Source organism: Myxococcus sp. NMCA1 (assembly GCF_026810205.1).
Classification (GTDB): domain Bacteria; phylum Myxococcota; class Myxococcia; order Myxococcales; family Myxococcaceae; genus Myxococcus; species Myxococcus xanthus_A.
The window spans coordinates 3,210,642-3,237,193 of sequence record NZ_CP113950.1 but is presented as its reverse complement, the minus strand read 5'-3'; the positions used below and the strand labels follow the sequence as shown (position 1 = coordinate 3,237,193).

26 protein-coding genes are annotated in these 26,552 nt (G+C 69.6%); 10 read left to right on the top strand and 16 right to left on the bottom strand.

Annotated elements, in window-relative coordinates; translation table 11 throughout:
• The first annotated feature begins 2 nt into the window (after window positions 1-2).
• A complete protein-coding gene (locus OZ403_RS13990) occupies window positions 3-566 on the top strand; it encodes an NADH-quinone oxidoreductase subunit B (protein ID WP_140790248.1) in 564 nt (187 codons plus the stop codon).
• An 87-nt stretch (window positions 567-653) separates the two neighbouring features.
• Here OZ403_RS13990 and OZ403_RS13985 read toward each other — a convergent pair whose 3' ends face one another.
• Together OZ403_RS13985 and OZ403_RS13980 are read right to left on the bottom strand one after the other, a co-directional pair.
• The gene (locus OZ403_RS13985; RefSeq protein ID WP_174258759.1) at window positions 654-1,022 is read right to left on the bottom strand and encodes a PaaI family thioesterase; all 369 of its coding nucleotides are present in this window, start codon (window positions 1,020-1,022) and stop codon (window positions 654-656) included.
• Window positions 1,012-3,147, bottom strand: a complete 2,136-nt coding sequence (locus OZ403_RS13980; RefSeq protein ID WP_268784397.1) for a sulfatase-like hydrolase/transferase — start codon at window positions 3,145-3,147, stop codon at window positions 1,012-1,014. Before OZ403_RS13980 ends, OZ403_RS13985 begins: the two co-directional genes overlap by 11 nt.
• A 95-nt stretch (window positions 3,148-3,242) precedes the next feature.
• Between OZ403_RS13980 and OZ403_RS13975 the strand changes: the two genes are divergently transcribed.
• The 7 genes from OZ403_RS13975 (at window position 3,243) to OZ403_RS13945 (ending at window position 11,158) form a co-directional block, all read left to right on the top strand.
• On the top strand, window positions 3,243-4,550 hold the full coding sequence (locus OZ403_RS13975) for an adenylate/guanylate cyclase domain-containing protein (protein WP_140790242.1): 1,308 nt from the start codon (window positions 3,243-3,245) through the stop codon (window positions 4,548-4,550).
• A gap of 179 nt (window positions 4,551-4,729) precedes the next feature.
• A complete protein-coding gene (locus OZ403_RS13970) occupies window positions 4,730-5,248 on the top strand; it encodes an NADH-quinone oxidoreductase subunit C (RefSeq protein ID WP_020478794.1) in 519 nt (172 codons plus the stop codon).
• 12 nt (window positions 5,249-5,260) lie between these two features.
• Complete coding sequence (gene nuoD, locus OZ403_RS13965) at window positions 5,261-6,508, top strand: NADH dehydrogenase (quinone) subunit D (RefSeq protein WP_140790240.1); 1,248 nt, start codon at window positions 5,261-5,263, stop codon at window positions 6,506-6,508.
• Entirely contained in the window at window positions 6,505-8,385 is a 1,881-nt protein-coding gene (locus OZ403_RS13960; RefSeq protein WP_268784396.1) for a 2Fe-2S iron-sulfur cluster-binding protein, read from the top strand. The genes nuoD and OZ403_RS13960 overlap by 4 nt, the downstream gene beginning before the upstream one ends.
• 2 nt (window positions 8,386-8,387) lie before the next feature.
• Window positions 8,388-9,830, top strand: coding sequence for a complex I subunit 1/NuoH family protein (locus tag OZ403_RS13955; RefSeq protein ID WP_268784395.1), 1,443 nt, complete (start codon window positions 8,388-8,390; stop codon window positions 9,828-9,830).
• A 42-nt stretch (window positions 9,831-9,872) separates the two neighbouring features.
• Entirely contained in the window at window positions 9,873-10,637 is a 765-nt protein-coding gene (locus tag OZ403_RS13950; protein ID WP_140798047.1) for a NuoI/complex I 23 kDa subunit family protein, read from the top strand.
• Window positions 10,638-10,792: 155 nt separating this feature from the next.
• Complete coding sequence (locus OZ403_RS13945) at window positions 10,793-11,158, top strand: (2Fe-2S) ferredoxin domain-containing protein (protein WP_140798046.1); 366 nt, start codon at window positions 10,793-10,795, stop codon at window positions 11,156-11,158.
• Between the two features lies 1 nt (window position 11,159).
• On the opposite strand, the gene OZ403_RS13940 is transcribed toward OZ403_RS13945, so the two are convergent.
• A complete protein-coding gene (locus OZ403_RS13940) occupies window positions 11,160-13,700 on the bottom strand; it encodes an adenylate/guanylate cyclase domain-containing protein (protein WP_268784394.1) in 2,541 nt (846 codons plus the stop codon).
• Between the two features lie 143 nt (window positions 13,701-13,843).
• Between OZ403_RS13940 and OZ403_RS13935 the strand changes: the two genes are divergently transcribed.
• Window positions 13,844-14,695: a hypothetical protein gene (locus tag OZ403_RS13935; protein ID WP_268784393.1), complete on the top strand. Its 852-nt coding sequence runs from the start codon at window positions 13,844-13,846 to the stop codon at window positions 14,693-14,695.
• Window positions 14,696-14,720: 25 nt separating this feature from the next.
• Here OZ403_RS13935 and OZ403_RS13930 read toward each other — a convergent pair whose 3' ends face one another.
• The 8 genes from OZ403_RS13930 to OZ403_RS13895 form a co-directional block, all read right to left on the bottom strand.
• Window positions 14,721-15,644, bottom strand: a complete 924-nt coding sequence (locus OZ403_RS13930; RefSeq protein ID WP_268784392.1) for a hypothetical protein — start codon at window positions 15,642-15,644, stop codon at window positions 14,721-14,723.
• A 111-nt stretch (window positions 15,645-15,755) separates the two neighbouring features.
• Complete coding sequence (locus OZ403_RS13925; RefSeq protein ID WP_090489000.1) at window positions 15,756-16,055, bottom strand: YtxH domain-containing protein; 300 nt, start codon at window positions 16,053-16,055, stop codon at window positions 15,756-15,758.
• 40 nt (window positions 16,056-16,095) lie between these two features.
• Window positions 16,096-16,530 carry a hypothetical protein gene (locus tag OZ403_RS13920; RefSeq protein WP_140790224.1) on the bottom strand — a complete coding sequence of 145 codons (435 nt, stop codon included), beginning with the start codon at window positions 16,528-16,530 and terminating at the stop codon, window positions 16,096-16,098.
• A gap of 35 nt (window positions 16,531-16,565) precedes the next feature.
• The gene (locus OZ403_RS13915) at window positions 16,566-16,766 is read right to left on the bottom strand and encodes a hypothetical protein (protein ID WP_140790222.1); all 201 of its coding nucleotides are present in this window, start codon (window positions 16,764-16,766) and stop codon (window positions 16,566-16,568) included.
• A gap of 38 nt (window positions 16,767-16,804) precedes the next feature.
• Entirely contained in the window at window positions 16,805-17,026 is a 222-nt protein-coding gene (locus OZ403_RS13910) for a DUF3618 domain-containing protein (RefSeq protein WP_011552784.1), read from the bottom strand.
• Window positions 17,016-17,477, bottom strand: coding sequence for a phage holin family protein (locus OZ403_RS13905; protein WP_140798045.1), 462 nt, complete (start codon window positions 17,475-17,477; stop codon window positions 17,016-17,018). Before OZ403_RS13905 ends, OZ403_RS13910 begins: the two co-directional genes overlap by 11 nt.
• A gap of 144 nt (window positions 17,478-17,621) precedes the next feature.
• Entirely contained in the window at window positions 17,622-18,386 is a 765-nt protein-coding gene (locus OZ403_RS13900) for an endonuclease/exonuclease/phosphatase family protein (RefSeq protein WP_140790218.1), read from the bottom strand.
• Between the two features lie 17 nt (window positions 18,387-18,403).
• Window positions 18,404-18,928, bottom strand: a complete 525-nt coding sequence (locus OZ403_RS13895) for a hypothetical protein (RefSeq protein ID WP_174258758.1) — start codon at window positions 18,926-18,928, stop codon at window positions 18,404-18,406.
• A 300-nt stretch (window positions 18,929-19,228) separates the two neighbouring features.
• On the opposite strand from OZ403_RS13895, the gene OZ403_RS13890 reads away from it, so the two are divergent.
• Window positions 19,229-20,218: a M23 family metallopeptidase gene (locus OZ403_RS13890; RefSeq protein WP_268784391.1), complete on the top strand. Its 990-nt coding sequence runs from the start codon at window positions 19,229-19,231 to the stop codon at window positions 20,216-20,218.
• 6 nt (window positions 20,219-20,224) lie between these two features.
• Here the strand turns inward: OZ403_RS13890 and OZ403_RS13885 are convergent, their stop codons facing one another.
• From OZ403_RS13885 to OZ403_RS13865, 5 genes are all read right to left on the bottom strand, one after another.
• A complete protein-coding gene (locus OZ403_RS13885) occupies window positions 20,225-21,007 on the bottom strand; it encodes an enoyl-CoA hydratase/isomerase family protein (protein ID WP_140798043.1) in 783 nt (260 codons plus the stop codon).
• Window positions 20,956-21,657 (bottom strand): TetR/AcrR family transcriptional regulator, encoded by a 702-nt coding sequence (locus tag OZ403_RS13880; protein ID WP_268784390.1) that lies wholly within the window; start codon window positions 21,655-21,657, stop codon window positions 20,956-20,958. The genes OZ403_RS13885 and OZ403_RS13880 overlap by 52 nt, the downstream gene beginning before the upstream one ends.
• A gap of 109 nt (window positions 21,658-21,766) precedes the next feature.
• Window positions 21,767-23,305 carry a hypothetical protein gene (locus OZ403_RS13875; protein WP_140790208.1) on the bottom strand — a complete coding sequence of 513 codons (1,539 nt, stop codon included), beginning with the start codon at window positions 23,303-23,305 and terminating at the stop codon, window positions 21,767-21,769.
• A 160-nt stretch (window positions 23,306-23,465) separates the two neighbouring features.
• Window positions 23,466-23,816 (bottom strand): helix-turn-helix domain-containing protein, encoded by a 351-nt coding sequence (locus OZ403_RS13870; RefSeq protein WP_002634858.1) that lies wholly within the window; start codon window positions 23,814-23,816, stop codon window positions 23,466-23,468.
• 59 nt (window positions 23,817-23,875) lie between these two features.
• Window positions 23,876-26,527 (bottom strand): LPS-assembly protein LptD, encoded by a 2,652-nt coding sequence (locus OZ403_RS13865; RefSeq protein ID WP_268784389.1) that lies wholly within the window; start codon window positions 26,525-26,527, stop codon window positions 23,876-23,878.
• Between the last annotated feature and the right edge of the window lie 25 nt (window positions 26,528-26,552).

Genomic DNA, 26,552 nt, shown 5'->3' with positions numbered 1-26,552 from the left:
TCATGGCTGACGCAGACCTCGCAAACATCGTGACGACCCGCCGTGACGACTCCATGGGCTGGCTCCAGTCCATCGTCTCCAAGGGCCTGGGTTGGGCGCGCAAGTACTCGCTCTTCACCTATCCGTACGCCACGGCCTGCTGCGGCATGGAGTACATGTCCGTGGCCGCCAGCCGGCACGATATCTCCCGCTTCGGCGCGGAGTTCCCCCGCTTCTCGCCGCGCCAGGCGGACCTGCTGATGGTGGTGGGCACCATCAACCTGAAGCAGGCCCCCATCCTCAAGCGCGTCTATGAGCAGATGGCCGAGCCCAAGTGGGTCGTGGCCTTCGGCGTGTGCGCGTCCTCGGGCGGCTTCTACGACAACTACGCGGTGCTCCAGGGCATCGACCGCATCATCCCGGTGGACGTCTACATCCCCGGCTGCCCGCCGCGCCCGGAGCAGGTGCTGGATGGCCTGATGCTGTTGCAGGACAAGATTGGCAACCAGGTCCACCGCATCGCGGACCGCGAGGAGGCCAACCCCACGGCCGCGCGGCACAACCTGCTGCTGTCCATGAACAAGTAACGCGCCCCACGCGCGGTACCGCCAGGGCCCCGCCCGCTTCCCGCCTCAGTCGGCGGAAGCGCCGGGGCCTTGGTATTTCTGGCGCTGCTACCAGCGGTGGTACGCGGGGTGGCCCGGCTTCACGGCGACGAAGGTGCCCCGGCAGGTGGCCGTCACCTTCCCGCCCGCGGTCAGCGTGCCTTCGATGACGGCGCGGTCCCCCTGGATTTCCACCGGCTTCGCCTCCAGGCGCAGCGGCCCGGCCATGGGCGTGGGACGCTTGAGGGTGATGGCGTACTCGGCGGTGACGGTGCACGGCGGCGCGTCCCCGCCCTGCGCGCGCATCAGGTGGTACGCCGCCGTCCAGTTGCAGTGACAGTCCAGCAGCGTGCCGACGATGCCGCCGCTGAGCACGCCTTCGAAGGCGTGGTGGTGTTCTTGCGGCGTCCACTCCGCGACGACGGCATCACCCTCCACGCGGCTGCGGATGCGCAGGCCCTGAGCGTTGGCCGGGCCGCAGCCGAAGCAGCTGTTTTGGGGAGCGTAGCGTTCCTGAAGGCTCGGGGTGTCCGGAGTCGTCGACATGGCCGGCCACCTTACGCCAGCCTCCCGCCGCCGTCCGGCCCTGCACGCCGTCGAACCACGCCTCCAGCGCGAGGGCGTCCGGCCCTTCACAGTCGCCCTGGCAGGCGCGCAGCACCGTGCCGTTGGCCTGGGGCCGGTCCACCCACCAGCGCTGGCCGTCGAAGGCGCCCACGTCCTTCTCCTGGAGGATGCGGGTGTGGGCCGCGGGCCCCATCTCCACCACGCCATCCGGACGGATGCGGTACGCGTCGAACGAGCGAGGCGCCCCCGGCCAGTGCCCCGGGTCGAACACCTCCGGCAGCACATGGGTGAAGCCCGTCTCCGCGTACAGCGACAGCGGCCCCAGGTCCTCGCCGCGCAGCAGCGGCGCCAGCGACACGCCGTCCACATCCGACAGCCGCGGCAGCCCGGACAACTCCAGCAGCGTGGGCCCCGCGTCCACCAACCGCACCAGCGAATCCACCAGGGCTGGCGCCGTCCCCCGCCCCTTGGGCGGCTTCACCGCCAGGAGGATGCGGTTCTCCTCCTCCGACAGCCGCGCGCCATGCACCGGCGTGGCGCCCGCGAGGTCCGCGCGGTCCGCGTGGAAGCTCTCGCCATGGTCCGACAGCAGGAGGATGAGCGCGTCGTCATAGCGCCCCGAGCGGCGCAGCGCGTCCAGCAGCATCCCCACCTGCGCGTCCGCCTGTGCAATCAGCTCGTCGTAGAGCGCCTCTGCGCCCGCCCGGTTCCAGCCGCCCTTCGCGCCTGGAGACACCGGGGCGAAGTGCATGCGCAGTCGGCGCTCCAGCGGCTCCGAGGCCGGCACGAAGCGACGGTAGAAGGGATGCACCGGGTCACCCGGGAAGTGCGCCGCCGTCGCATGGAAGGCGAACAGCGTGGGGCCCTGGCTCGCCTCGTCCACCAGCCGCGAAGCCAGCCGCTCCGCGTAGCCCATGGGGTCATGGATGCCGGCCAGCGCTCGGTTGTCGATGAACTCGGGCAACCAGGCGGCGCCCAGCGCGTGGTCGGCGAACAGGCCCAGCGCGCGGTAGCGCAGCTTCTCCAGGAGGAAGTTCACCGCCCCGCGCGGCGGCTGCAGGCGCGTCTGGAAGCCGGATGCGGGCCCTTCCGCGTGGAAGCGTGAGCAGTCGGTGGAGAACACCGTGCGCCACCCCGCCTGCGCGAAGGACTCCGCGAAGGTGCGCTGGAGTTGCATCCGCGAGTCGGACGTCAGCGAGTAGCGCACACCCGTCTCGTGCGGCCACCGCGCGGTGAGCAGCGAACGCCACGCGGGCTCCGTCTGGGCGATGGGCGTGTACGCGCGGGTGAAGAGCGTGGCGTCCTCCAAAAGGCGCTCCACGTGGGGCGCCACCTCGCCCGAGCCTCCCTGCGACTTCAGCCGGTCCGGCCGGAAGGCATCGATGCCGATGACCACCACCAGCGGATGCCCAGGCGCGCCGCGTCCAGCCATCCCCTTTCCCACCACCAACAGCCCCGCCACGCCCGCCAGGGCCGCGCTGCCCCACAGCGCGCGCCGCCACTGCCGCGAGCGCACCACCCACACCGCGGCGTGCGCCACCAGCCAGGCCACCAGCACCGCGCGTGGATGCCAGGGCTCGCCATGTTCCACCAGCCAAGCCAGCAGCGACCGGAGCGCGGGCAGGTCATCGAAGAGGGCCGGACGCGCGATGGCCCGGTCCCACGCCAGCAGCACGAACAGCAGCAGCCCCTGCCCCAACGTCGCCCAGGCGCCGCCCCCTCCCCAGGCACGCGCCAGCAATGTCCCCGCCACGGCCAGCACCATGCCGGCCACGGCGTACACGGCCGCCACTCTCAACAGCAGGCCTGGGATGACAGGCCGCACGGCCGCCATCAACGCGGCGTAGGGGCCATCCACCGGGATGTCCATGCCCACGACACCCGAGCGCAGCAGCAGCCACGACTCGGCGGCGAACAGCAACACACCCAGCACGGCCCCCGCGAGCAGGCGCGGCCACCAGGAACGGAGAATGCCGGAAGGGGGGGATTCGGGCATGACCTCCTCTTCTATACCCGATTGAAACAGGCGTGTGCCGGCCGGACGACCGACCCCCGCCAACGTGCGCTCCGCGCGAGGGCATTGCAGAATCGATGGCCTTGACTCCGCCTCGACTGGCAGCCAGCGAGGGCCCTGCATCACCGCACGGCGCCCATCCCGATGACAGCCAGGACCTGGTGAACCGGGCGCTGGATGTCGAACGCCATCACAACGCACGGCAGATGGCGCGGTTGCGGCTGGTGGCTGTCACCCTGCTGCTGGGCGTCGCGCTGTATCAAGGCGTCGCGCGGGACATGGCGGACTGGAAGGTCTACCTCGCGCCCCTGGGCATCTACTGGCTGTGCACCGTGGCCGGACGGGTCGCGGTGTCACGCTGGCGGCAAAGTGCCTTATGGGCCGGACTGACGCTGGCCTTCGTGGACGCACCCGCCGTCTACTGGATGCAGCACCTGGCCATTCCGGTGTCGCCCTCCCCGGGCGGCGTGGCCGGCTTCACGCTGGGCATCTACACCGTGCTGGTGCTGCTGGCGGCCCTGTCGCTGCGCCGCTCCGTCACCGCGGTGGTCATGACGGTCGCCGCCATCGGCTTGGTCCGGCTGCAGCACGAGGCGGGCATCGGCATGGGCGCCCAGGTGGCCGCGGTCGTCCTCCTGGGCATCATGGCGGCCGGCGCCCACCACCTGCTCGGTCGCATCCGCGCCCTCACCGTCGCCGTCTCCCGGGAGGAGCTCAAGCGCGCCCGCCTGGGCCGCTACTTCTCGCCCTCAGTAGCAGAACGACTACAACGACAGACCTCGATGGCGCCGGAGCTGCGGGAAGTCACGGTGCTGTTCGCCGACCTCCGGGACTTCACCGCGCTGAGCGAGCGCATGCCGCCGGGCCAGGTGGTGGAGGTCCTCAACGAGTATTACGGCCGCATGGTGGAGGTGGTGTTCCGCCACGGTGGAACGCTCGACAAGTTCATCGGGGACGCACTCATGGTGTACTTCGGCGCGCCGCTGGAAGACGCGGAGCACCCCCTCCGCGCGGTGCGCTGCGCGCTGGACATGGTGGTGGAGCTGGAAGCCGTCAACGCCGACCGGGCCGCCCGGGGTGCCCCCGTCCTGCGCATGGGGGTGGGCGTCCACACCGGTCCCGTCGTTCTGGGGAACATCGGCTCCACCACCCGCCGTCTGGAGTACACCGCCATTGGAGATACGGTGAACGTGGCGGCCCGCATCGAGCAGCTCACCAAGGTGGCCGGCGTCGCCGTCCTCGCCTCCCAGGCCACCCGCGAGCACTGCGCCGAGGCCTTCGCCTGGGTGCCGGTGAACCCCACCTTGGTGCCCGGCAAGCGACTGCCCGTGGCTACCTTTGCACCGAGTGTAGGACAACCCGGGGTCGCGCTCGCAGCCGGCTGATCCACCCCCTGTCCGGGCCGCTGCCCACCCTCCCACCCGGTTTCGCGCAACGCCCGCTTCTGGGCCTCCTAAGTGGGCTACATGGTTGAGGGTTTACGTTGACGCACCCGCCGAGGGCTCCTTATAAAGCCGCGGATTCTTCTCCCTTAGTCATTGGGGCCCCCTTGAGCACTTTCGCGTTGGACAGGGTCTCCGCCCAGCTCCCAGAGGCGGTGGCGGATCGCTACGTGGATCGGACCGGAGGCGCCTGGGCCGTCATCCATGCAGACTCGCTCCCGAAGGTCGCCGCGTTCCTGAAGAACGACCCGGAGCTGGAGTTCAAGCTGTTCGGCTCCATCGACGCCGTGGATCGGCTGCACCTGGCGGAGAACGACCCTCGCTTCGAGGTCGTCTACTTCCTCTACTCCCTCAAGCGGCACGAGCACGTGCGGCTCAAGGTGCGGGTGAGCGAAGCCAACCCGGTGGTCCCCACCCTGGTGCCGCTCTTCCGCGGCGCCAACTGGTGGGAGCGGCTGACCTTCGACTTCTACGGCATCCGCTTCGACGGGCACCCGGACCTGCGCCGCATCCTCCTCTACGACGAGTTCGAGGGGCATCCGCTGCGCAAGGACTACGCGCTGCGCGACCGGCAGCCGCTCATCCCCGAGCGCCCCATCAAGGACATCTTCCGCGGCCCCGGCACTAGCGGGCTCTCCTGAGCGAGGACATCCATGGCTGACACCCTCAAGCCCGAAGCGCCGAACCCCGATACCGACGCGTACGCCCACGAGTCGGAGCTGGAAGCCCATCTGCAGACCAAGCGGATGGTCATCAACATGGGCCCCTCCCACCCGGCCACGCACGGCACCGTGCGGCTGAAGGTGGAGCTCGAGGGTGAGACGATCGTCAAGATCGACCCTGAGATCGGCTTCCTGCACCGCGGCTTCCAGAAGAGCTGCGAGAACGTCACGTGGACGCAGTGCCTGCCCTACACGGACCGGCTCAACTACCTGTCCGCGATGATGAACAACTTCGGGTTCCTCAACGCCGTGGAGAAGCTCATCGGCCTGGAGATTCCCGAGCGCGCCCAGTACATCCGCGTCATCGGCTCCGAGCTGCACCGGCTGACGGACCACCTGACGTGCGTGGGCGCCACCGGCCTGGAGATGGGCGGCTTCGCGCCGTTCCTCCTCGCCATGGAGTTCCGCGAGCTGCTCCATGACCGCACCGCCGAGCTGACGGGCGCGCGCCTCACGACCAGCTTCGGGCGCGTGGGCGGCAGCAACCGCGACCTGCCCGAGGGCTGGGTTGCCCGCGTCCACAAGACGCTGGACCAGGGCCTGGCGCTGCTCGACGAGATGGAAGGCCTGCTGACGAACAACCGCATCTTCGTGGACCGCACGAAGGGCACGGGAGTCATCAGCGCCGAGGACGCCATCGAGTACGGCTACACCGGCCCCGCCCTGCGTGCGTGCGGCGTGGACTACGACATCCGCAAGACGAAGCCGTACTGGGTCTACGACCGGTTCGACTTCGACATCCCGCTGGGCGAGCACGGCGACAACTACGACCGCTACCTGGTCCGGCTCGAGGAGATGCGTCAGTCCATCCGCATCCTGCGCCAGGCCATGGACACCATCCCCGCGGGCCCCATCATTGTGGATGACTGGCGCATCGCGCTGCCGCCCAAGCCTGAGGTCTACGGCACCATCGAAGGCGTGATGTCGCACTTCAAGCTGGTGATGGAGGGCATCCAGGTGCCCGCCGGCGAGGTGTACGACGCCACCGAGGCCTCCAACGGCGAGCTGGGCTGGTACCTGGTGAGCGACGGCCGCGGCCGTCCGTACAAGGTCCACGTTCGCGCGCCGGGCTTCCCCGTGCTCGCGGCCGTCCCCCACATCATCGAAGGCAAGATGTTGGCGGACCTCATCCCTACGTTTGACACCATCAACATGATCGGCGGCGAGGTCGAGCAGTGAGCGACAACGACACGAAGAAGCCCACCGGTGATGCGCAGCCGCCTCCGAAGGGGGCGCCCACGGACACGCCCGCGGCCAAGATTGGCCCGGAGCCGTCCAACCCGCCCGCCGGCGCGAAGCTGGACAACCCGCCCGCCGCCGCCAGCGGCCCTACGGGGACGCCGCCGCCCAAGCCGCCCTCCGGCCCGCCGCCCAAGCCGGCGCCGAAGAACCCGGGGTTCATCACCGCCACCATCGACGGCAAGGAAGTCGTGGTGAAGCCGGGGACGAACATGATCGAGGCGGCCAAGGCGGTCGGCTCGGACATCCCCTACTACTGCTACCACCCGCGCCTCTCCATCGCGGCCAACTGCCGCATCTGCCTCATCGAGGCGTCCAACGCGCCCAAGATGGTGCCCGCGTGCCAGACGCCCATGGCCGAAGGCCAGGCCATCAAGACCACCACGCCCAAGGTGAAGGAGCAGCAGCGCGCGGTGATGGAGTTCCTGCTGCTGAACCACCCGGTCGACTGCTCCATCTGCGACCAGGCCGGTGAGTGCAAGCTGCAGGACTACTACATGAAGTACGATTACCGGCCCTCGCGCCTGGAGGGCACCAAGGCCCTCAAGAACAAGCGCAAGGTGCTGGGGCCCCGCGTCGTCATTGACCAGGAGCGCTGCATCATGTGCACCCGCTGCGTGCGCGTGATGAACGAGGTGGCCAAGGAGCCGCAGCTGGGCGTGTTCGGCCGCGGCAGCCACGAGCGCATCGACGTGTTCCCGGGCAGCGAGCTGAACAGCAACTACTCGCTCAACACCGTGGACGTGTGCCCGGTGGGCGCGCTGCTCAGCCGTGACTTCCGCTTCAAGGCGCGCGCGTGGTTCCTGTCCGCCACCCCGTCGGTGTGCACCGGCTGCTCGCGCGGCTGCTCCACCTACGTGGACTGGATGTCGCAGGACTCGTACCGCTACCGCCCGCGGGAGAACGAGGCCATCAACAAGAGTTGGATGTGCGACGAGGGCCGGCTCACCTACAAGTACCTGAACCTGGGCCGCGTGCTGCAGGCGCAGGTGGGCCGCCGCGCGAACCGCGCCGGTGAGGCGGTGCCCGTCACCACGCGCAAGGAAGCGGTCCAGGCCGCGGCCAAGGCGCTGCGCTCGGTGCAGGGCAGCAAGCAGCTGGCGGTGCTGGCCTCGCCTCTGGCCTCCAACGAGGACCTGCTGGCCGGGCTGAACTTCGCCAAGAGCACGCTGGGCGTGTCCACCGTGTACGTGGGCGGCCGCGCTTCGGGCCCCGCCGACCACTTCCTGATGACGGCGGACAAGAACCCCAACCGCAAGGGTCTGGAGTTCATCGCGAAGGCGCTGGGCCTCAAGCTGGAGACCTTCGACGCGCTCACCACCGTGATGAAGGCGGGAACGGTGAAGGCGCTCTACGCCATCGGCACCGAGGTGCCGGGCGACGTGGACGCCTTCGCGGAGGCCGCCGGTCAGCTGGACGTGTTCGTGGCGCAGGCCTTCACCGAGTCCGCCATCACCGCGCAGGCCACGGTGCTGCTGCCGGCCTCCGTCCCCGTCGAGGACGAGGGCTCGTTCGTGCAGCAGGACGGCATCATCCAGCGCTTCCGCAAGGCGTATCCGCCCAAGGGCGACGTCGTCCCGGGCTGGGAGTGGGTCAGGGAGCTGACGCGCGAGCTGGGTGGCGAGTCCACCTGGAAGCGGGCCGTCGACGTGTGGCGCGAGCTGGCTGGCAAGGTGGCCGAGTTCGCGGAGTTCAACTGGGAGAAGGCGTCTCCGGCGGACCGGGAGAAGCCGGGCATCAATCCGCTGCCGGCAGGTGCCGACGGTCGCCCCGCGGGGTACCGTGAGTTCGGCACGCCTCGGGTGAGGGGTATCTAGTCATGAGCCGCGTACTGACGATTCTCGTCGCCATGTTCACCATCGTCTTCCTGATGGCGGGTGGCATGGCGTCGGCCTACCTCGTGGGTGGCCTGGTGGAGGAGCACTGGTTCACTGGCGCGAGCCGGCTGACCAACGTGCTGTTCCTCGTCCTCATCTTCGTGATGGTCATCGCCACGCTGCTGACCATGGCGGAGCGCAAGTGGAGCGCGTTCATCCAGGACCGCATGGGTCCCAACCGCGCCCGCATCGCCCTGCCCGGCCTGAAGAACCGCTCGCTGGGCGGCCTTCCGCACATCCTCACGGACGTGCTGAAGATGTTGACCAAGGAAGACCTGATTCCGGCCACCGCGAACCGGTTCATGTTCAACCTGGGCCCCATCCTGGCCTTCGCGCCCACCTTCGCCCTGTTCGCCGTGGTGCCCGCCGGTCCGTCGGTGCAGGTGTTTGGCCGCAACGTGGACATGGTGGTGGCCACGCCGGACTTCGGCGCCCTCTACGTGCTCGCCATCGCCTCGCTGGCCGTCTACGGCACCGCGCTGGCCGGCTGGGCCTCCAACAACAAGTTCGGGCTGCTGGGCAGCGTGCGCGCCACCTCGCAGATGATCGCCTACGAGGTCGCGCTCGGCCTGTCCCTGGTCGGCATCTTCCTCACGTTCTCCTCGGTGCAGTTCCCGGCCATCATTGGTGACATCGGCAACGCGCTCACCGGTGGCACCGGCCAGGGCCGCTACCTGTGGCGCACGGACGGCGCCTTCGACCTGGGGCTGCCCGCGTGGGGCATCTTCATCCAGCCGCTGGGCTTCCTGCTCTTCTTCGCCGCGTCCTTCGCGGAGACCAAGCGTGCCCCGTTCGACCTGCCGGAAGGCGAGTCGGAGATCATCGGCTACTTCGTTGAGTACTCCGGCATGAAGTTCGGCCTCTTCATGATCTCCGAGTTCGTGGAGGTCGTGGTGCTGGCCGGCGTGACGACGGCGTTCTTCTTCGGCGGCTACCACCTGCCCTTCGGCAACGAGTGGCTGGCCAACCTGCCCATCATGCAGGAGCACGGCTGGCTGCTGGGCACCATCCTGGGCACGGTGTTCTGGCTGAAGGTGCTGTTCCTCATCTGGGTGCAACTGCTCATCCGCTGGACGTTCCCCCGCTTCCGCTACGACCAGATTCAGTCGCTGGGCTGGAAGATCCTCCTCCCCCTCGGCCTGGTGAACATCTTCGTGACCGGTGCGCTGGTCCTCTGGGATCCGTCCCTGCGGGCGCTGGCGGTCCTCGGCATCGCGGAGATTGGCATCCTGGTGGTGTTGACCACGACGACGAAGGTCCCCGTAGGCGGTGCGCACGGGGCGCACGCCGGCCATGGTCACGGACATGGCCACGCCCACGGTGGGCACGGTGCCCATGACCTGCCGGCGCACGCCCACGGCGCGGCCCCGGCGTCCACCCACTAGGCCGCACCTTTCGGCCCCAGCATCCGGGAATCGAGAACCATCATGGCCTACAAGGTAAGCAAGGACCCTCGCACGGACATCCGCGAGCGAACCTATGTGCCCAACCTGCTCCGCGGCCTGGGCATCACCGCGAAGCACTTCTTCCGCAACCTCTTCGGGACGCGTGACACCAACACGCAGGTGGTGGACCGCACCGGCGCCAGCCTGATGACGACGGTGGCGTACCCCGAGGAGAAGCCCATCTACCCCGAGGGCTACCGCGGCCTGCACCGGCTGGTTCCGCGCGAGGACGGCAAGCCGCGCTGCGTGGCTTGCTACATGTGCGCCACCATCTGCCCGGCGCAGTGCATCTACATCGAGGCGGGTGAGTACGAGGACGAAGCCTCGGACTCCGAGGACCGCGTCATCGAGAAGTACCCCACCCAGTTCGTCATCGACGAGCTGCGGTGCATCGTGTGCGGCCTCTGCGTGGATGCGTGCCCCAAGGACGCCATCCGCATGGACACCTACACGCACACCCCGCCCGAGTACACGCGGCAGAACTTCGTCTACGACATCCCGAAGCTGCTCAAGGGCGCGCCGGTGTCCCACCCGTCGGACCCGTGGAACAAGCGCGAGGGCTCCGAGGAGCCGCACCACGTCCACAAGGAAGCGCACACGCGCATCGGCGAAGGCCTGGTGGAGCTCAAGCTGCCGCACGGAGAGCACGGCGGCCACGGCAAGGCGCTGCCCGCGGGGGCCCATGCGGGCCACCAGACGGTCGTCACGCAGCAGGGCCCCATCCAGGTGACGAAGTTCATCAAGTGAATCCAGATTCCCAGTGAGGCCGTATCGGCCTCACCCGGATTCCCGGCCCGCCCTCCCGCGTTGAAGCGGAAGGCGGGCCGGCGCTTTTTCAGGGGGCTGGTGGTGAAGCTGAACCTCTTCAATACGCTTGATGGCGGGCTCCAGGAGACGCCACCGTGAAGCGCTACCGCTTGTCGGTGTGCAAGGGCTCCAGCTGCAAGGCGGGCGGCGCGGACGCCGTCTACGCCGAGGCCCGGGACACTCTCTCCGGCCAGGGGCTGGTGCCGCGCTGCGAGCTGTACCGCGGCGGCTGCTACGGCTTCTGCCACATGGGGCCGAACGTCGTCGTCCGCGAGGACACCGGCCGCAAGAGAGATCCGCTCTCTCCCGAGGACTACCAGCTCATGGGCTGGCCAGGAGAGGTGTACTACTCGGCGATGACGGCGGAGAAGATGCGCCGCGTGGTGGCGGAGCACATCGCGAAGGACGCCCCCGTGAAGGAGCTCTTCGGCCAGCCGGACTCGGACGACGGCGAGGAGTGACTCACGCCGCCGCGGCGGTGGGCTCGCCCTCCTCCATGCCGTGCACGCCGTCCCAGTCCGCGGGCGGCGGCGTGACGAGGAAGCGGGCGCAGCGGCCGGCGTAGAGCGCGGCGACGGTGTCCTGGTACTCGTGTGAAGCGCGCTCGAAGAGGGCATGCGCCTCCGCGAAGCGGCGCTGGTGGTAGGCGGTGAGGGCCTGCTCGTGGAGCGCGAGCTGCTCCTGCATGCGGGGCGTGAGTTCTCCGCGGCGCGCCACCAGCTCATGCACGCGCACCGGCTGCGGGCGGCCCTTGAAGCGCACCAGGTCCACCACACGGAAGACGTAGCTGCCGCTGGCGAGCTGCGCGGTGGTGTCCCCGGCCAGCACGTAGGTGCCGTACACCTTGTTGATGGCCTCCAGCCGCGAGGCCAACCCCACCGCGTCTCCGAGCACGGTGTAGTTGGACTTCATCTCGCTGCCCAGGTCGCCCACCACCAGTTCCCCGGTGTCCACGGCCGCGCGGAAGCTGAGGCGGTGGCCGTACTTCTTCTCCCAGGCGGACTGACGCTCGGTCAGCACCTCCCGCATCTTCAGTGCCGCCTCGCAGGCCAGGTGCGCGTGGCGGTCCGTGCGCACCGGCGCCCCCCAGAAGGCCATCACCGAGTCGCCGATGTACTTGTCCACCTGCCCCGCCGTGGACCGCACCACCGCGGAAATCTCCGTGAGGTACGCGTTGAAGAGGCCCACCAGCTGCTCGGGCGGCAGGCCCTCCGACAGCCGCGTGAAGCCTTCGATGTCGCAGACGTACACGGACATCTGCCGGCGCTCGGGGCGCATCAGGCTCAAGTCCCGCGCCACCAGCCGGGCCACGTCCGGGCTGACGTAGCGGCCGAGCGCGTTGTGCACGAAGTCGCGAATCTGCCGCTCCGTGCCGTAGGCGTAGCGAATGGTGGCGACGAAGGCGCCCACCATGGCCAGCAGCGGCCCGGCCATGGCCACCCACAGCCGCTGTTCGACGAAGACGTATGCGGCTCCGAAGGCGTAGCCCGCGCCCGCCGCCACCAGGAAGCCCACGTAGAGCACGGCGCCGCGCACCGAGCGCAGCAGGAAGCTGAGCGACAGCGCCAGGAAGGCGCCGAGGAAGGCCAGCCCCAGCGTGAGGAGCAGGTCCAAATCGGGCGCCGCGCGGGTGATGCCCTCCGAACGGAGGATGTTGGCCAGCGCCTGCCCCAGAATCGCGCCCCCCGGCGTCTCCGGCCCCAGGGGCGTGGAACGCAGGTGCGCGGACTCGCCGGCGGTCCGCGTGAGGACGACGGTGCGGCCTTCCAGGTCATTCTCGAAGCGCGCGGGGCGCTCGTCCGCCACGTCGAAGACGTTGAGGAGCACGTTCCACGCGCGGATGGAGCGCGCCAGCGAGCCGCGTGAGCCCCGGCCCGCGTTGGGCGCATCCCAGCGCAGCAGGCTCAGTCCCGAGGCGCTCATCGGGAACGCGTACTGGTCCCCCACGTGCAGCTTGCCGCCCTCGTAGCGGAGCGAGCGCGTACCGGCCAACCGCATGGCCGCGGCCAGGGGCAGCGACGGCAGGATGTGGCGCTTGCCGCGCACGGTGTAGCTCATGAGGTGCGCCACGGCGCGCACGCGTCCGTCCTGGCCCGCCACGAGCGTGGACGCACCGAAGCCCGCGCTTCCGCTCAACAGCGGCACCACGGGGTGCTGAACCTGGCGCAGCTCGATGAGGTTCGCCGCGTCCAGTCCCTCCACCTGGACCTCCGCCAGCGAGATGAAGAGCTCCGTGGGGCCCACGCGGTAGCTGTCGTCCGCTGCGCGGCGCTCCTCGAGGACATGCGCGGTGGCTCCCAGGCGCGAGCCCAGCGCCTTGCCGTCCGCTTCGTCCATGGCGCCGCCCCAGACCTCTACCTGGCTGCCCGCGGGGATGATGAAGGCCGGGCGCTGCGCCGCGAGCACGGCCTGCGCGCGCAGGGAGGCCGCCTCGGACGCGTCATAGACGCCCAGCTTCACGCGGTACGGCCACAGGCGGCTGGCGGGGGGCAGCACCCGGGGCCCCTGCGCTTCCCAGGTGAACGACAGCAGCGCCCGGCCCGGCTCTTTCGCCAGCTGCGCGGCGAAGGCCGCGTCGTCGCAGGAGAGCGACGAGGCCGACGCGGACGAGGCTTCGGCACAGGCGTTGGGGCTCAGGTCCGTGAAGGGCAAGTCCACGAGCACCAGCAGCGCCCCCTCCTGGACCAGCCGGTGCACCATGCGGCCCACGAGTTGGCGCGGCCAGGGCTGCGTGGCGACGCCGGGGCGCACGTCCTGGCGGGCCTCGGCCAGCGTCTCGTCGTCGATGGCGATGACGACGGCCTCGTCGGGGCGCTCGGAGCGCTCCCCCAGTTCCCGCACGCGCCAGTCGTAGGTGACACGCTCCCAGCCTTCCAGCCAGGCCTGTGCGGCATCCACCGCCGCGGAGGGGACCCAGGCAGACGGCGGGTCCTTGGGCGGCACGATGCTGGTGGGGCGCAGGTACACGAGCAGCCCCAGCACGCCTCCGAAGAGGAGGGCCATCAACAGGGAGACGCCAAGCCGCTTCAGGAAGCGCCGGCCTGCGGAGTGAACACGGTGACCTTGCACGGGTGGCCCGGAGGATACCCCGAGATGGGCCCGAGCGCGGTCGTCGTTGCGGGGGTGCCTGCTATGCTCGTGTTCCCATGAAACGCACCCTGGTGTCCGCGGCGCTCGCCGCCTCCTCCCTCGCCTTCCTGGCTTGCGACCTGGACCAGCTCACCGCCGACCACGTCATGGTGGGCACGCTGCTCTCCACCCCAGAGGTGGAGGTCTCCGCTTCCGCGTTGGCCGGCTATGACGCGGGCACCTTCAGCCCGGACGGAGGCGACGTGCTCGCCCTGCCCGCGCAGACGGCCGCCATTGTCTTCCTTGGCAGCCGGACGGGTGAGAACTCGCAGCCCTCCGGCCTGGCTGGGGCCGAAATCACGGTGCAGCCAGTGGGTGGCCAGGCCACGGCGCTCGCGGACGAGGGCTCCGGCAACTACAGCCGCACCAGCGTGGGCGCCTCCGATTTCACCTACCAGCCCGGTGCCACCTACCAGTTCATCGCGAACCGAGGTGGCACGCGCTACGTGGGCCAGGTGGACAACGCGCCGATGAAGGAGACCATCGCCGCGCTGCACCCGCCCGAAGGCTTCCTGCGCATCGACGCGAGCACGCCCCTGGCCTTCGACCGGCCGGCGCCCCTGGCGAATACGGACCGCACGCTCGGCTTCGTCACCGTGGTGCCCCTGAGTTCCGAGGGCGCGCAGGGCGAGCCGACGTACACCAACCTGCCCTCCACGCCGGTCCAGTTCCTCCAACTGGTGGGCTTGCCGGGCCCGTACCGCGAGGCCCGCGTGACGATTCCGGGCACCGCCTTCCCCCAGCGCGAGCAGACCTACCTGGTCATCTTCCACGCCGTGCGAATGGGCGGCGCCGAATCCGGCAACCTGTTCGTTGGCAGCGCGCTGCTGGCGGGCACCGCCGAGGTGGGCGTCGTGCGCACGCGCTAGGACGGACCTGCCGGCGCGAGGCGAGTCAGCCCACTTCGATGTCCAGCCCGATGCGCCCTTCCAGCTTGAGGCGCAGCAGGTGCCCCGCGAAGCGCTCGGACTCCTCGCGGGAGAGGACGTTGCGGAAGGCCGTCCCGTCCGCGACCTCCACCTCCAGCACCACGCCCCGCTGAAGCAGCCGGAAGAAGTCCTCGCCTCCCGAAGGGCGTGGAACGAACACGGGGAGGAAGCCCTTCAGCGGCACCACCTCCCCTGCCCCCCGCACGCGCGACTCCAACCCCACCGCGTCCGGACGCACTTCGTCCGCGGCCACGCCCTCGTCGGCATAGAGCGGCGCGGGCGGCAGCGACACGTCCTCGGTCGCGTCATCCAGCAGGAAGCCGTACCGGGACGGAATCCTGGCCGCGAACAGGAAGCACAGCAGCACGGGCGTGTCTCCGGACACGCGCTCCAGATGGAGAATCGCGCGCTCCGTCCCCACGCGGCGCAGCAGCAACGTCAGGGATGGGCGGCTCGCGCTCAGGTAGCGCTGGACGCGGTCCTTGAGCGTGGCACGAATCTCCGCGAAGGCCTCGGCATGCTTCGCCTCGCTCTCCGCCTCTCGCCGGGCAAGCGCGTCGCGGGCCTGCGTCAGCTTGTCCTCCGCGTCCCGCAGGAAGTCCCCTGGAGCGGCGGGCGGAGTCACCAGCGCGGGCTCGGCGCCCGACGGGGGTGTCAGCCCCGCGGCGCGCACCGCGCCCAACAGGAACGAGCCCTGCTGCTCCAGCCGCTCGCGCTCCTCCCAGAAGCGGAGGCGCGACGCCGCGTGCTCCACCTGGAGCTCCAGCCACGCCTCATACCCGGACTCCAGCGTCTCCAGCGCGCGCAGCCGCGCCAGCGCCGCGTCCGGGCTCACGCCCTCGCTGGCCCCGGCGTGCTTCACCATCCCACCCTGCGTCGTCTCACTCACGGCCGTGGACTCTAACCGGCTCCAAACGGGAAGGCCCCCACCCGCGGCCGTTGCCGGCGCGAATGGAGGCCCCTGGCCCCGTCCGGGGCCGTGTGCGGCGGATGCCGCGAATCAGGCGGTGCGGGACACGGTGCCCTGCGGGCCCGTCTGCGCCGCGCCCTCAGAGGAGCGGCCCACCGCGTTGGACAGGTACTCCTGGCCGCTGTGCAGGCGCTGACGGAGGTCATCGCGCAGCTGGTTGCCCGGCTTGGGCGCCAGCAGCAGGCCCAGGCCCGCGCCCACGAGGATGCCCGCGGCGAAGGCGCCCACGACGGGCAGGAGCGTGTCCACCGTGTCCCGACGCGTCTCCAGGCCCACCAGGTGCAGCAGGTCGTCCTTGTCCAGCTTCTTGAGGTTGTTGAAGTTCACCATTTGAGACTCCGGGGGTTGTGGGGTGGAGGAAAGCCCGGCATCAGTACGTCGGCGGGCGAGGAGTGCCTGCGGAAGTGGCGTTCGCCGAGGCGGAGCCCTGCGGGCCCGGACCAGCCATACCACGTCCAGTTTGATAGCCCTGGAAGGCCGCTTCCGCCATGCCCAACAGTTCATCCTTGACCAGTGGCAGCGCCGCGAGGCGCACGCCGAGCCGGAGGATGCGCGCCGTCAGCGGCGTGAAGAGCCCGCCGCCCAGCAGATAGCCGACGCCCACGGCGGCCGCCATCATCCCGTACGGGTTGCGCTCCACGCGCCCCCGCAGGTCCAGCGTCTGCCCCAAGTCCGTCACCGCGCCGCGCGCGTCGGACCAGAGCTGCTGCGCGTCGCTGCCAATGTGGTCCACTCGCTGCCCGAAGCCGCCGCCCTGCGGGTCCTGCGGCGTGCCATTGCCCGATGCACCTGGAAACGTCGTCATGCGTTCATCCTCTCGTGTGGTTCCAGCGCGCGTCTTCAGCGGCGCGAGGCAATGCGTCCGACGAGGAAACCCACGGCCACGGCGCCCAGCAGGCACGTGCCCGGATTGGCGCGGATGAAGCTCACCACGCGGTTGTTCAGGTCCACGATGTTCTGACGGGCCTCGTCGATCTGCGGCACCACGCGGTCCTGGAACTCACGCGCCTTGTCGGCCATCTGCTGCGGATTCATCTCCATCGAAGCCATCTCCTCAATTGGGGGTACTACGGCAGTCGTCAGTCGCGCGAGCCCAACCACAGGCCCACCACGAACGCCGCGCCTACACACGCGTAGGGATTGCGGCTCACCCACTGGCGCCAGTCGGCGGCCACGGCCACTTCTTCGCGAAGGGCGCTTACCGACGTGGCCAGCTCGGCGCGCGTGCGCTCGATTTCGGCACGCAGGTCCGCGCTGCTGCGGGGGCTGTAGGCCTTGGGCTGTCCATTGCTACCGGCCATGCGGGGGCTCCTTGAAGATTTCACGGTTCGTCCCCTGGAGCGCATTCACGGACGCGTTGGGGACGGCGTTGGTGAGCGCGGCCACGCTGAGCGAGAGTTCCTGCGACGTATCGTCCATCATCCGGCGCGCCTTCAGCCGGTTCACCGCCCACATCGCGCCGCCCGCGCCTCCCACCAGATTCAGCAGGCCGATTCCAGCCAGCGCTCCGGACCATCCCAACCACGTGGAAAGCCACGCCGCCAGCGCCGCGCACACGAAGCCATAACCCACGAGGATGAAGGGCACGAAGGCCACGATCATCGCCACGTCCAGGCCCGTGGCCTTGACATCCTCGGCCAGCTCCATGCGCGCCAGCTGCAGGTGCTGCGTCACCAGCCGGCTGAAGCCGTCGGCCATGCGCCCGACGAGCGCGGAAATCCCGCGCTCTGCCTGTTCACTTCCCACGTGCATGCGCTCTCCGGCCGACGCATACGGCCTCTCAGGTGCGGGCCAACCTAGGCATGCACCTGTTCCGCGACAACCACGTCACGGAGTTTTTGTCCGGCGCACGCAAGCGTCGGCCAGTGAACGCGCGCGTCGGCCCATCCGCCCAGTCTACCCGATGAGCTGCACCGGAGGAGAGACGGAAGGCTCCACGGCGATGGGGGCCTCGAAGCGCAGCACGAGGGGCAGGTGGTCAGACGCCACCCGGCTCAACTCCGTGCGGTGAGGGTGGATGGACAGCGGGCGCACGCCCGCGTCCACGAAGATGCGGTCCAGCCGCAGCAGAGGCAGGCGCGTGGGATACGTGCGAGCGGGCGCGCCGAGCTCCAGCGCCGCGTCGTGGATGGCCTGGCGCACCAGCGAGGGCACCGGGCCATTGCCCCAGTAGTTGAAATCTCCACACACCACCAACGGGGCCTTCCGCGCGGCATCGCGGAGGATGTCCGAGGACAACAGCAACGCCTCCTGCCTGCGCCGCTCCCCCAGGCGCAGGCCCAGGTGGAGGGAGAAGACGTGGAGCTGCTGCCCTCCCCCGATGTCCAGGTCGCAGCGCAGCGCGCCGCGAGGCTCGCGGCGGCCCACGCTCAAGTCGTAGTTCTTCGACTTGAGGATGGGCAGCCGCGACAGGATGGCGTTGCCGTAGCGCCGGCCGTTGCGCACGACATTAGGACCAAAGGCCATGTGCAGCCCGAGCATGTCCGCCAGGTGTTCGGGCTGGTCCTCCCGAGGCGTCACCGCGCGAAAGTCGCCTACCTCCTGGAGAGCGACGATGTCCGCGCCCACTTCACGGAGCACCGCGCCCACGCGGCCCAGGTCGAAGCGGCCGTCCGTTCCGATACCACTATGGATGTTGTACGAAACGAGCCTCAGCTCCACGCGCGTCGCTCACCCAATCAGGACAGAGGAAGGATGCGGCCCGCGGCCATGCGGACGACCGTGACGGGCAGCAGGATGAGCCGGGACACGGCCTTGACGGCGTCGCCCAGTCCACCCCGCAGGGCCTGGAGCTGGTGCTCCACCTCGTCGCGAATCTCCGGCAGCCGCCCGCGCGGCGGCTGCTCGCGCGTGGGTGGCAGCGCGCCAATCGGCGCCGTTCCTCCCACGACGGGCGCGGAGGTCGGGCGCGCCTTGCCCTTCGACGTGCCACGTGCCGCCTTGAATTCCGGGCCGTGGGAGAACTTGGCGTCGGGCTCGGGCCGCGCCAGTTCCTCCAGCTGCGCCTCCATCTGATGCGCGATGTAGAGTTCTTCCGTCTCCGCGAAGCGCTTGCCGTAGTGAACGCCCTCGTGGCTCTCCATGGCCTCGGGATGCGCCTTGGAATGGGCCAGCCGCGCCTTGTCCTGCCGACGCAGGCTTCGCTTCGGCGCCGGCAGCGTCTTCGGAACCTGGTAGTGGTCAAAGCTATAGGGACGAGGCATCCGCGAATCTCCCAATCAACGAGTCCGTTCAGAAGCTAGGAAGCCCCCAGTCCCCCGGGTACGCCTTGACGGAATGTGCCCTGGTGGCCCGCCTGCCCTGCGGACAGGCAGGCGGCATGCGGACAAGATGCGTCGTCCAAGTACCGACAACCTCTGGGGTCGGCTTCGCGCAGAGGAGGCGTGCGGCCATTCTCCCACCCAGGCGACGAGCCAAGCGCTTTCGAGGGGCGGAGCAAGCATGCGGCGGACCGACACCACACTCCGGGAAGAGTTGCGCGCGACGTGGTGTAAAAACGGCCCATGCCTTCGCACGCACCCGGCCGGAAGTATTCCAAGTCCCCTTTCCTGCTACTCGCCCTGCTCGCACTTGGAGCGAAGGCCGGTGCGGCCGAAACCGCCTCGGTGCCCGTGCGCGCGTCCAGCGAGGACGCTTCCCTGGAGGCCCCTCCCCAGCTGACGCTGCAGCCCGGCGCAGCCAAGCCGGGAGACCCGGTGCTGGTGACGGTGAGCGGCATGACGGCGCCTCCCACCGGCACGCTCGCCGGACGCGCGCTGCGCTTCTTCCCTTGGGGCGATGGCTATCTGGCCGTTTCCGGCCTGCCGGTGGAGATGACGCCGGGCACCGCGCAGGTGACGGCCATGGGCCCCGTCACGCCGGGCGCGCCGCAGGTGGAGCTGACGGGCACGCTGGACGTCGTGGAGTCCGGCTACCCGTCGCGCGAGCTGCGCGTGGCCGGCAAGTACGTGAAGCCGCCCGCGTCGGTGCGCAAGCGCATGGCCGCGGACCGCCGCGCCTTCGCTGAAGCCTTCGCACAGGACTTCAGCGCGCCGCACTTCTCCCAGAACTTCGCGTGGCCCAGGGCGGACCGCATCACCGCGCCCTTCGGCGACCGCCGCACCTTCAACGGAAAGCTATCCAGTCAGCACTTCGGCGTGGACATCGACGGGGACCCGGGCACGCCAGTGCAGGCCGCCAACGACGGCACGGTGGTGATGGCGCGCGACAACTACGCGGCGGGCAACACCGTGCTGGTGCACCACGGCGCGGGGCTCTACACGGCGTACTTCCACCTGTCGCGCATCGACGTGAAGACGGGCACACAGGTGAAGCAGGGCCAGCTGCTGGGCAAGGTGGGCAGCACCGGCCGCGTCACCGGCCCGCACCTGCACTGGGGCGTGAAGGTGGACGGGCTGTGGGTGGACGGAGAGCGCCTGCTGAAGCTGGACTTCTTCCCGCACCTGCCGCCCAGCGTCGCCCAGGGCGGCAACGCCGAGCTGGGCACGCAGTAGCCGGCGTCAGCGGTCGTTCCACTTCGGGGGACGCTTCTCCAGGAACGCGGAGATGCCCTCCCCCGCGTCGTCCGCCAGCACGTTCAGCGACAGCTGCGAGGCCAGGTACTCCAGCGCGGCGGGCAGCGGCAGGTCCTCGGCGGTGAAGAAGGCACGGCGCCCCAGCGCCAGCACCGCCTGGCTCTTCCCCGCCAGCTTTCCCGCGAGCGCGCCCACCGCGGCGTCCAGCTCCGCGGCCGGCACCACGCGGTTGAGCAGCCCCAACGTCAGCGCCTCGCGCGCGGGCAGCCGGTCTCCGGTGAGCACCAGCTCCAGCGCGCGCTTGCGGCCCAGGTGACGCTGGAGCAGCGCCATCATCATCATCGGGAAGAGGCCCACGTCGATTTCGGGCGTGCCCAGGTCCGCGCCCTCCACGGCGACGGCCAAATCACACGCGAGCACCAGCCCCAGGCCTCCCGCCAGCGCGTGCCCGTTGACGCGCGCCACGGTGGGCTTGCGCAGCTCCTGGAAGCGCGCCAGCAGCTTCCCGTAGGAACGGCGGCCCTCGTGCGTGGACAGGAAGCCCTCGTCACCAGCCATGGTTCCCAGGTCCCCGCCCGCGCAGAAGACCTTCTCACCGGCGCCCGTCAGCACCACCACGCGCACCGCGGCGTCGGATTCGGCCCGCTCCAGCGCGGCCATCAGCTCGCGCACCACGCCCGGGGACAAGGCGTTGCGGGCCTTGGGCCGGTCAATGGTCAGGAGCGCTTGGGGGCCTTGGACTTCGTAGCGGACTTCTCCGGCTTCCATTCGGACACCTCCGCTGCCTGGGCACCCGTGAGGACGCCGTAAAGGAAGGAGTCGGCAATCTGCGACTTCGCCCGCTCCAGGGCGTCGGGGTCGTGCGCGTCGGCCAGCCCCACGACGAAGGCGGTGAGCGCCATTTCGATGTTGCCGAAGAGGAGCGCGGAGGCCAGGTGCGGGTCCAACCCCGGCCGCAGCTCGCCCCGCTCCTGCGCGGCGTTGAAGAGCGCCGAGCTGAGCCGGATGGCATCCACGAAGGCCGTCTGCCGGTTGATGCGCGAGCCCGCCGGACTGCGCGCAATCTCCAGGATGAGCACCTTCACCGCGCGCGGGTCCACCCGGTAGGCCTCGAAGGCCACCTCGACGATGCCGCGGACCTTCTCCGCCAGCGAGCCTTCGCCCTCCACCACCGCGCGCACGCGCGTGACGAAGCCGCTCCAGCCGGTGTCGAACACCGTCTCGAGCAGCTCATCCTTGTTCTTGAAGTAGTGGTAGACGAGCCCGTATGCGACGCCGGCCTCTTTCGCCACGTCCGCGATGCGGCAGCCGTGGTAGCCCTTGCGCGCGAACACGTCGATGGCCGCGCGGAGGATGGTGCGGCGGCGCTCGCTTTCGCGCGTGCCACTCTCCGCCGCCGGCTTGCTCTGCTGACCCACGGTTGTCCTCCACCGGCGGGTGATTCGCCAGTCAACCAGTGGAGAACCTACGGAGGGCGGGCCCTGGGGTCAATGCCTTCGTGGGCCCGCCCGGCGAAACGACGACGACTTACTCCACGGTGCCCCGGACGACGGGCCCCTGGACGATGGCCTCGTGGCCCTCAAGCTGTGCCGCCGTGTACTTGCAGATGGGCGTCACCCGCCAATCAACCGGAGGGTTGAAGACCGGCGGCGGGGGGCCTTCGGTGGGCGGCTCGTGCGCATCGCGGACCAGGTACGTCTCGAAGTTGAAGGACGGGTAGGTCAACGCGATGCCCGTGTTGGCCGGGGACACCGTGACGGGGCCGGACGCGCCGCCACTGCAACCGTCATTGCCGCTGTTCTGCGCCATGCGGTTGTACCAGGGGTCGGAGACGATGAACGAAATCGAGATGCCGCCGAAGTGGCTGATGAGCGGCGGCGGCGCGTTGGGCGGCGGGTCGAGCTGCCGCTGCGTCTGGTCCTTGTCCAGCCCGTGGGGCATGCCCGTCCAGAGGATGCGCTCCTGCACCCAGATGAGCGTGCTGGCGTCGTGCTGGCCATTCTTGCCCGTCCAGCGGCCGTCGCCGTTGGTGTCCACGTAGCGCTCGCCCGGATCCCACGTGCCGTTGTCGTTGTTGTCGACGAAGGGCTCGGTCAGGTCCTCGAACGGCTCGCCCGTGTCCCAGACGCCGTTGTTGTTGAGGTCGTCGAAGGCCTCCTCACCGCTGGTGATGGCGATCAGCGAGACCAGGTTGTCACGCGGGTTGAGGACGATGCCGGGGCGGATGGGGTCCGGACGGCGCGGCTCCGGACGGTCCTGCTGGGGCTGCGCGGCGTTGCCGTAGGCGGCAATGGGGTTCTCGTCCCAGAGGAAGGGGTGCATCCACAGCGGCGCCAGGTACTCGCCCGTGTGGGTCGCGTCCTTCTGCGGATTCCAGCTGAAGATGCCCGGCTCCACGTCCTGCGGCAGCGGCAGGGACGTCTTGTAGAGGACCTCCGCGTTGCCCACCACGTCGGTGACGGACACGGCGCTGGGACCGATGGTGCCCGCCTCGGTGAGGAAGGACACCTGGGCGCCCACCACGCCGTCACCGTTACGATCACCCACGTGGGCGATGCACCGGACCTTCACGCCCGCGATGAGGGCGCGCGTCTCGTCCCAGGCGCCAACGGCGTGGTGCAGACCGGAGCCGTTACCGGAGAACGAACCGCACTGGAAGGTGAACTGACGGGAGTTCGAGTTGGTGCCCGCGAAGCTGACCACCGGCGAGACGGCCCGCTTCATCTCGGCACCCGTGCCGGCGGTGGCGATGACGACGGCGGAGGCCACCCGGCCGCCGCGCGCGGTCATCTGCACGGACACGATGCCGTCACCCGTGTTGGTGACACCCTCGGTGGGCGACAGCTCGACGCCCGGAACCGGGGACTCCAGCGTGAAGGACACCGGGGTACCGGCCTGCGGCTGGCCACGGGAGTCCACCGCGCGGAAGCGCAGCGTGGTGATTTCTCCCAGTCGCGGCTGAGCCGGTGACTGGTCCACGAATTCAAGTGTGGCGGGGGCCGACGGCGAGCATGCAACGAACAGCAAGCTCGCGAAGGCCACCCACGGGGCCAGACCCGGACGCATCAGTGGAAACTCCTTGAAGGCGATGAAGGAAGCGGGCTGTACGCGAGCAGCGCACAGCGCATCTTCCGCATCTTCCCGGGCCACCTACCGTCCAGTCAAGGACAGGACAGGTGGACCGGAGCCCTCTTGCGTCCAGGGCCTGGAATCCCAGGGGGTCACGTCAGGCGGCGGTGCCGCTGAACATCACCCGGGCCACACCCAGTAGACGGTCCACGTCCCGGGCGGTGAGGCCACGGGCGCGCGCGAAGTCAGACAGGGGCCGCAGGAGGTCCTCCGTCTGAGCAAGGGTCTGCTCCGTTCCCGTGAAGAGCTCGCCCAGACTCACGCCCAGGGCGTTGGCGAGGGCCGCCAGCGTCTCCACATGGGGGACGCGCTCGCCACGCTCGATCATGGAAAGGAACGACACGCTGATCTGCGCCCGCTCCGCGAGCTCTTCCTGCGTCCAGCGCTCCGGCCGCTGTGTCCGAAGCTCGCGGATGCGCTGCCCAATTCGTTTTCCGAGGTCCGACACGAAGTACTTCTCCTGGCTGTTTCGGGGTTGGAGGAACCACCACCCACCGCTGGTGATTCCTAGCCTCCGGAACCAAAGGATCCGAAATCCGCCACGATGAGGTTGATGCCGGAGAATTCCAGCCCCAACTCTCGCCGCAACGTCACCACCCCCTCTACCCGCCAGCAGTCGCATGCAGGCCCATACGAGAGGCCGAATGTCTGCTGCGCAAGAGGGCGATTTTCTTGAGTTACTAGATCCTGGTAAAGCGGTTGCACAATTGCTTCGTACCGCACTCCCAGCCCAAATCCGAGCTTCAAACGCGTACCCGCGATGAGGGCTTGAGCCCGTTCGGCCGGAGGGAAGCCGGGCTCTACTCGGGATAGTCCGCCTACCAAGGTATCCAGCGAGCGGCGGAGCACATCTGGGCCCACGGAACGGGGATCCGCGCCGCGGTTGAGCGCATCTCCCCCGGCCCACAGCAGGTCGTCGAAGCGCGCGTACACGGCGTGCCCCTTGCCGTTGTCGACGTTCACCTCCGCGGAGAGCCCGGAGATGCGGCCCGCGTTGGGGTCGTAGCGAACGGTGCCCGCGGCCGTGAAGATTCCAGCGGTGGCGCTGAGGCGGGCGAAGGTGTCGCGCAGCACGGGCCCCGGGTCGTCCACCTTCCCCGCCGCGGGCACGTGCCGGGTGAGGTCGAAGCCCTGTCCGATGCGCAGGCGCAGCGGCTCGCGGATGTCGTTGCCGAGCTTGAAGCGCAGCGTCTGGTCCACGGCGAGCACCGCGTGGAGGAAGCCCCGGGTGCGGCCGTCGGCCTGGAACGGCACCGCGGCGTCCACTTCGTCATAGGGGCGGGCCAGGTCCTCCCCGGAGCCCCCGGCCGAGGGAAGCCGGCCCCACCCGCCCGGCACGTAGCGCAGCTCCAGCGAAGGGGTGATGGCATGGCGGAAGCTCGTCTCACGGCCCTCGAAGACGCGCGCCACCTGGCTTTCAAGCAGCAGCCCGGCGATGGGATAGCCCCGCTGCCACGTCCGGCCCGACACCTCGCCCAGCCACACGTCCTGGCGCAGGCCCAGCGAGGGCGACACGCGCATCAGGCTGCCCAGGCCGAAGGACGTCGACAGGCGGGGGAAGAAGTCCACCCGGTCGCGGGCTTCACGGTCGTTCGAATTGAAGATGCCGTCGGACTGCGTGGTGTCCACGGGCTTCGGCCACTCGGAGGAGCCGAACGGGAGGTAGTCCCCCCCAGGCCGGAAGATGCCGTCGATGCCCTCGTCGCCGTACCCGCCTCGCAGGGGCGCGAGCCGCAGGTACTGCACCGACAGGCCCCCCATGATTCCGCCCAGCACGGGCCGCTCCGGCAGGGCCAGGGTGATGGCCGGCAAGCGCTGGAACGTGGTGGGGCCCTTCAGGTCCGGGCGCGCTGGGTCCGTGGCCGCGGGGACGCGGTTGTCCTGGAAGAAGCGGTACCCCCACCGGATGTCCTGGCGCAGCGCAACGTCGAGCCCCGCATAGAGGTCGTCCTGGCGCTGGAACACCGTGCCCGTGCTGCGCAGGTAGGTGAACTCGCGAGTGACCAGGTCCGCCGTGAGGTCGCGGGTGTAGAAGCCATCGGAGACGAACGACGCGTCGACCCGGTTGTGCCACCCTCCCCCCATGTCCTGGGTGTGCTGCCACGACGCCTCGCCCCGGAGTCCTCGCCGCTCGTCGACGAACTCAGTCGTGGCAATACCGTCCACCGTCCGCCGAAAGAACGCGCCGGAGCGAGGGTCTCGGATGGGCCGGAAGTCGTAGAGGAACCCCAGCGTGGCCCGTCCCCGGGTCCGCTCGCTGGGCGCATAGCGGAACTCAGTGAGCAGCCGGGGTCCTTTCACGCCCAGGTAGCGAGGCTCACGAACGTCCTCGTCCAGACTGGTAACGCCATTGTGCACCCGGTGAACTTCGTCCGTGCCGCCGCTGAAGTACCCCGGCGTGAGCGTCACGTCGTAGCTCGGCCCCAGCGTGATGAAGAGGGGCTGCTCCAGGGAGAAGCCGTTGAGCGCGGAGATGGTGGGCTTGGGAATCAGCAGGCCGGTGCGCCGCTGTGACAGCGGCATGTAGAGCCACGGCAGCGCGAACACGGGCACGGACTTCACGTACACCACGGGCAGCGTCATCGTGGCGCGCTCGCCCAGGACGACGGTGGCCGACGAGGCCTCCATGCGCCAGCCGGGCTCACCCGGGCTGCAGTTGCACGGTGTGAAGGCCAGGTCCTCCACGAGGAAGGTGTTCTCCCCCGTCCGGCGGATGCGCGAGCCGCTCATGAGGAGGGGCGTCTCCCCCATGGCCCGCAGCTCCTGGGGCGTCTTCGCCGTGAACAGGGCCTCCTGCGTAACGCCCTGCTTCTGCATGAAGAGGCCGCCCTCGAGGTTCGCCTCGTAGGTGCGCACATCCATCTTCACGGTGTCGGCGACCGCGGCCAGGCCGCTGGGGCCCACGAACATGACACCGCCCGAGGCGGTGACGAGCTGGTTCACCTCGTCGTACGTCACCTCGTCAGCGCGAAGCTGCATCGTCTCCGTGCGCAGCACGGCGTTGCCGCGCGCGGTGACGACCTTCGTGTCCGCTTCGTAGACGACCAGGTCCGCAGCCAGCTGCGCCGTCTCACCGTTGGGCAGAGCCAGCGGGGTGGCGAGTGGCACCTGCGACGTGGAGACCAGCAGCGCGGCGGCGAGCGGAACCAGGAAGCTCATTCAGGGGTGCAGGGTATGCCGCGCC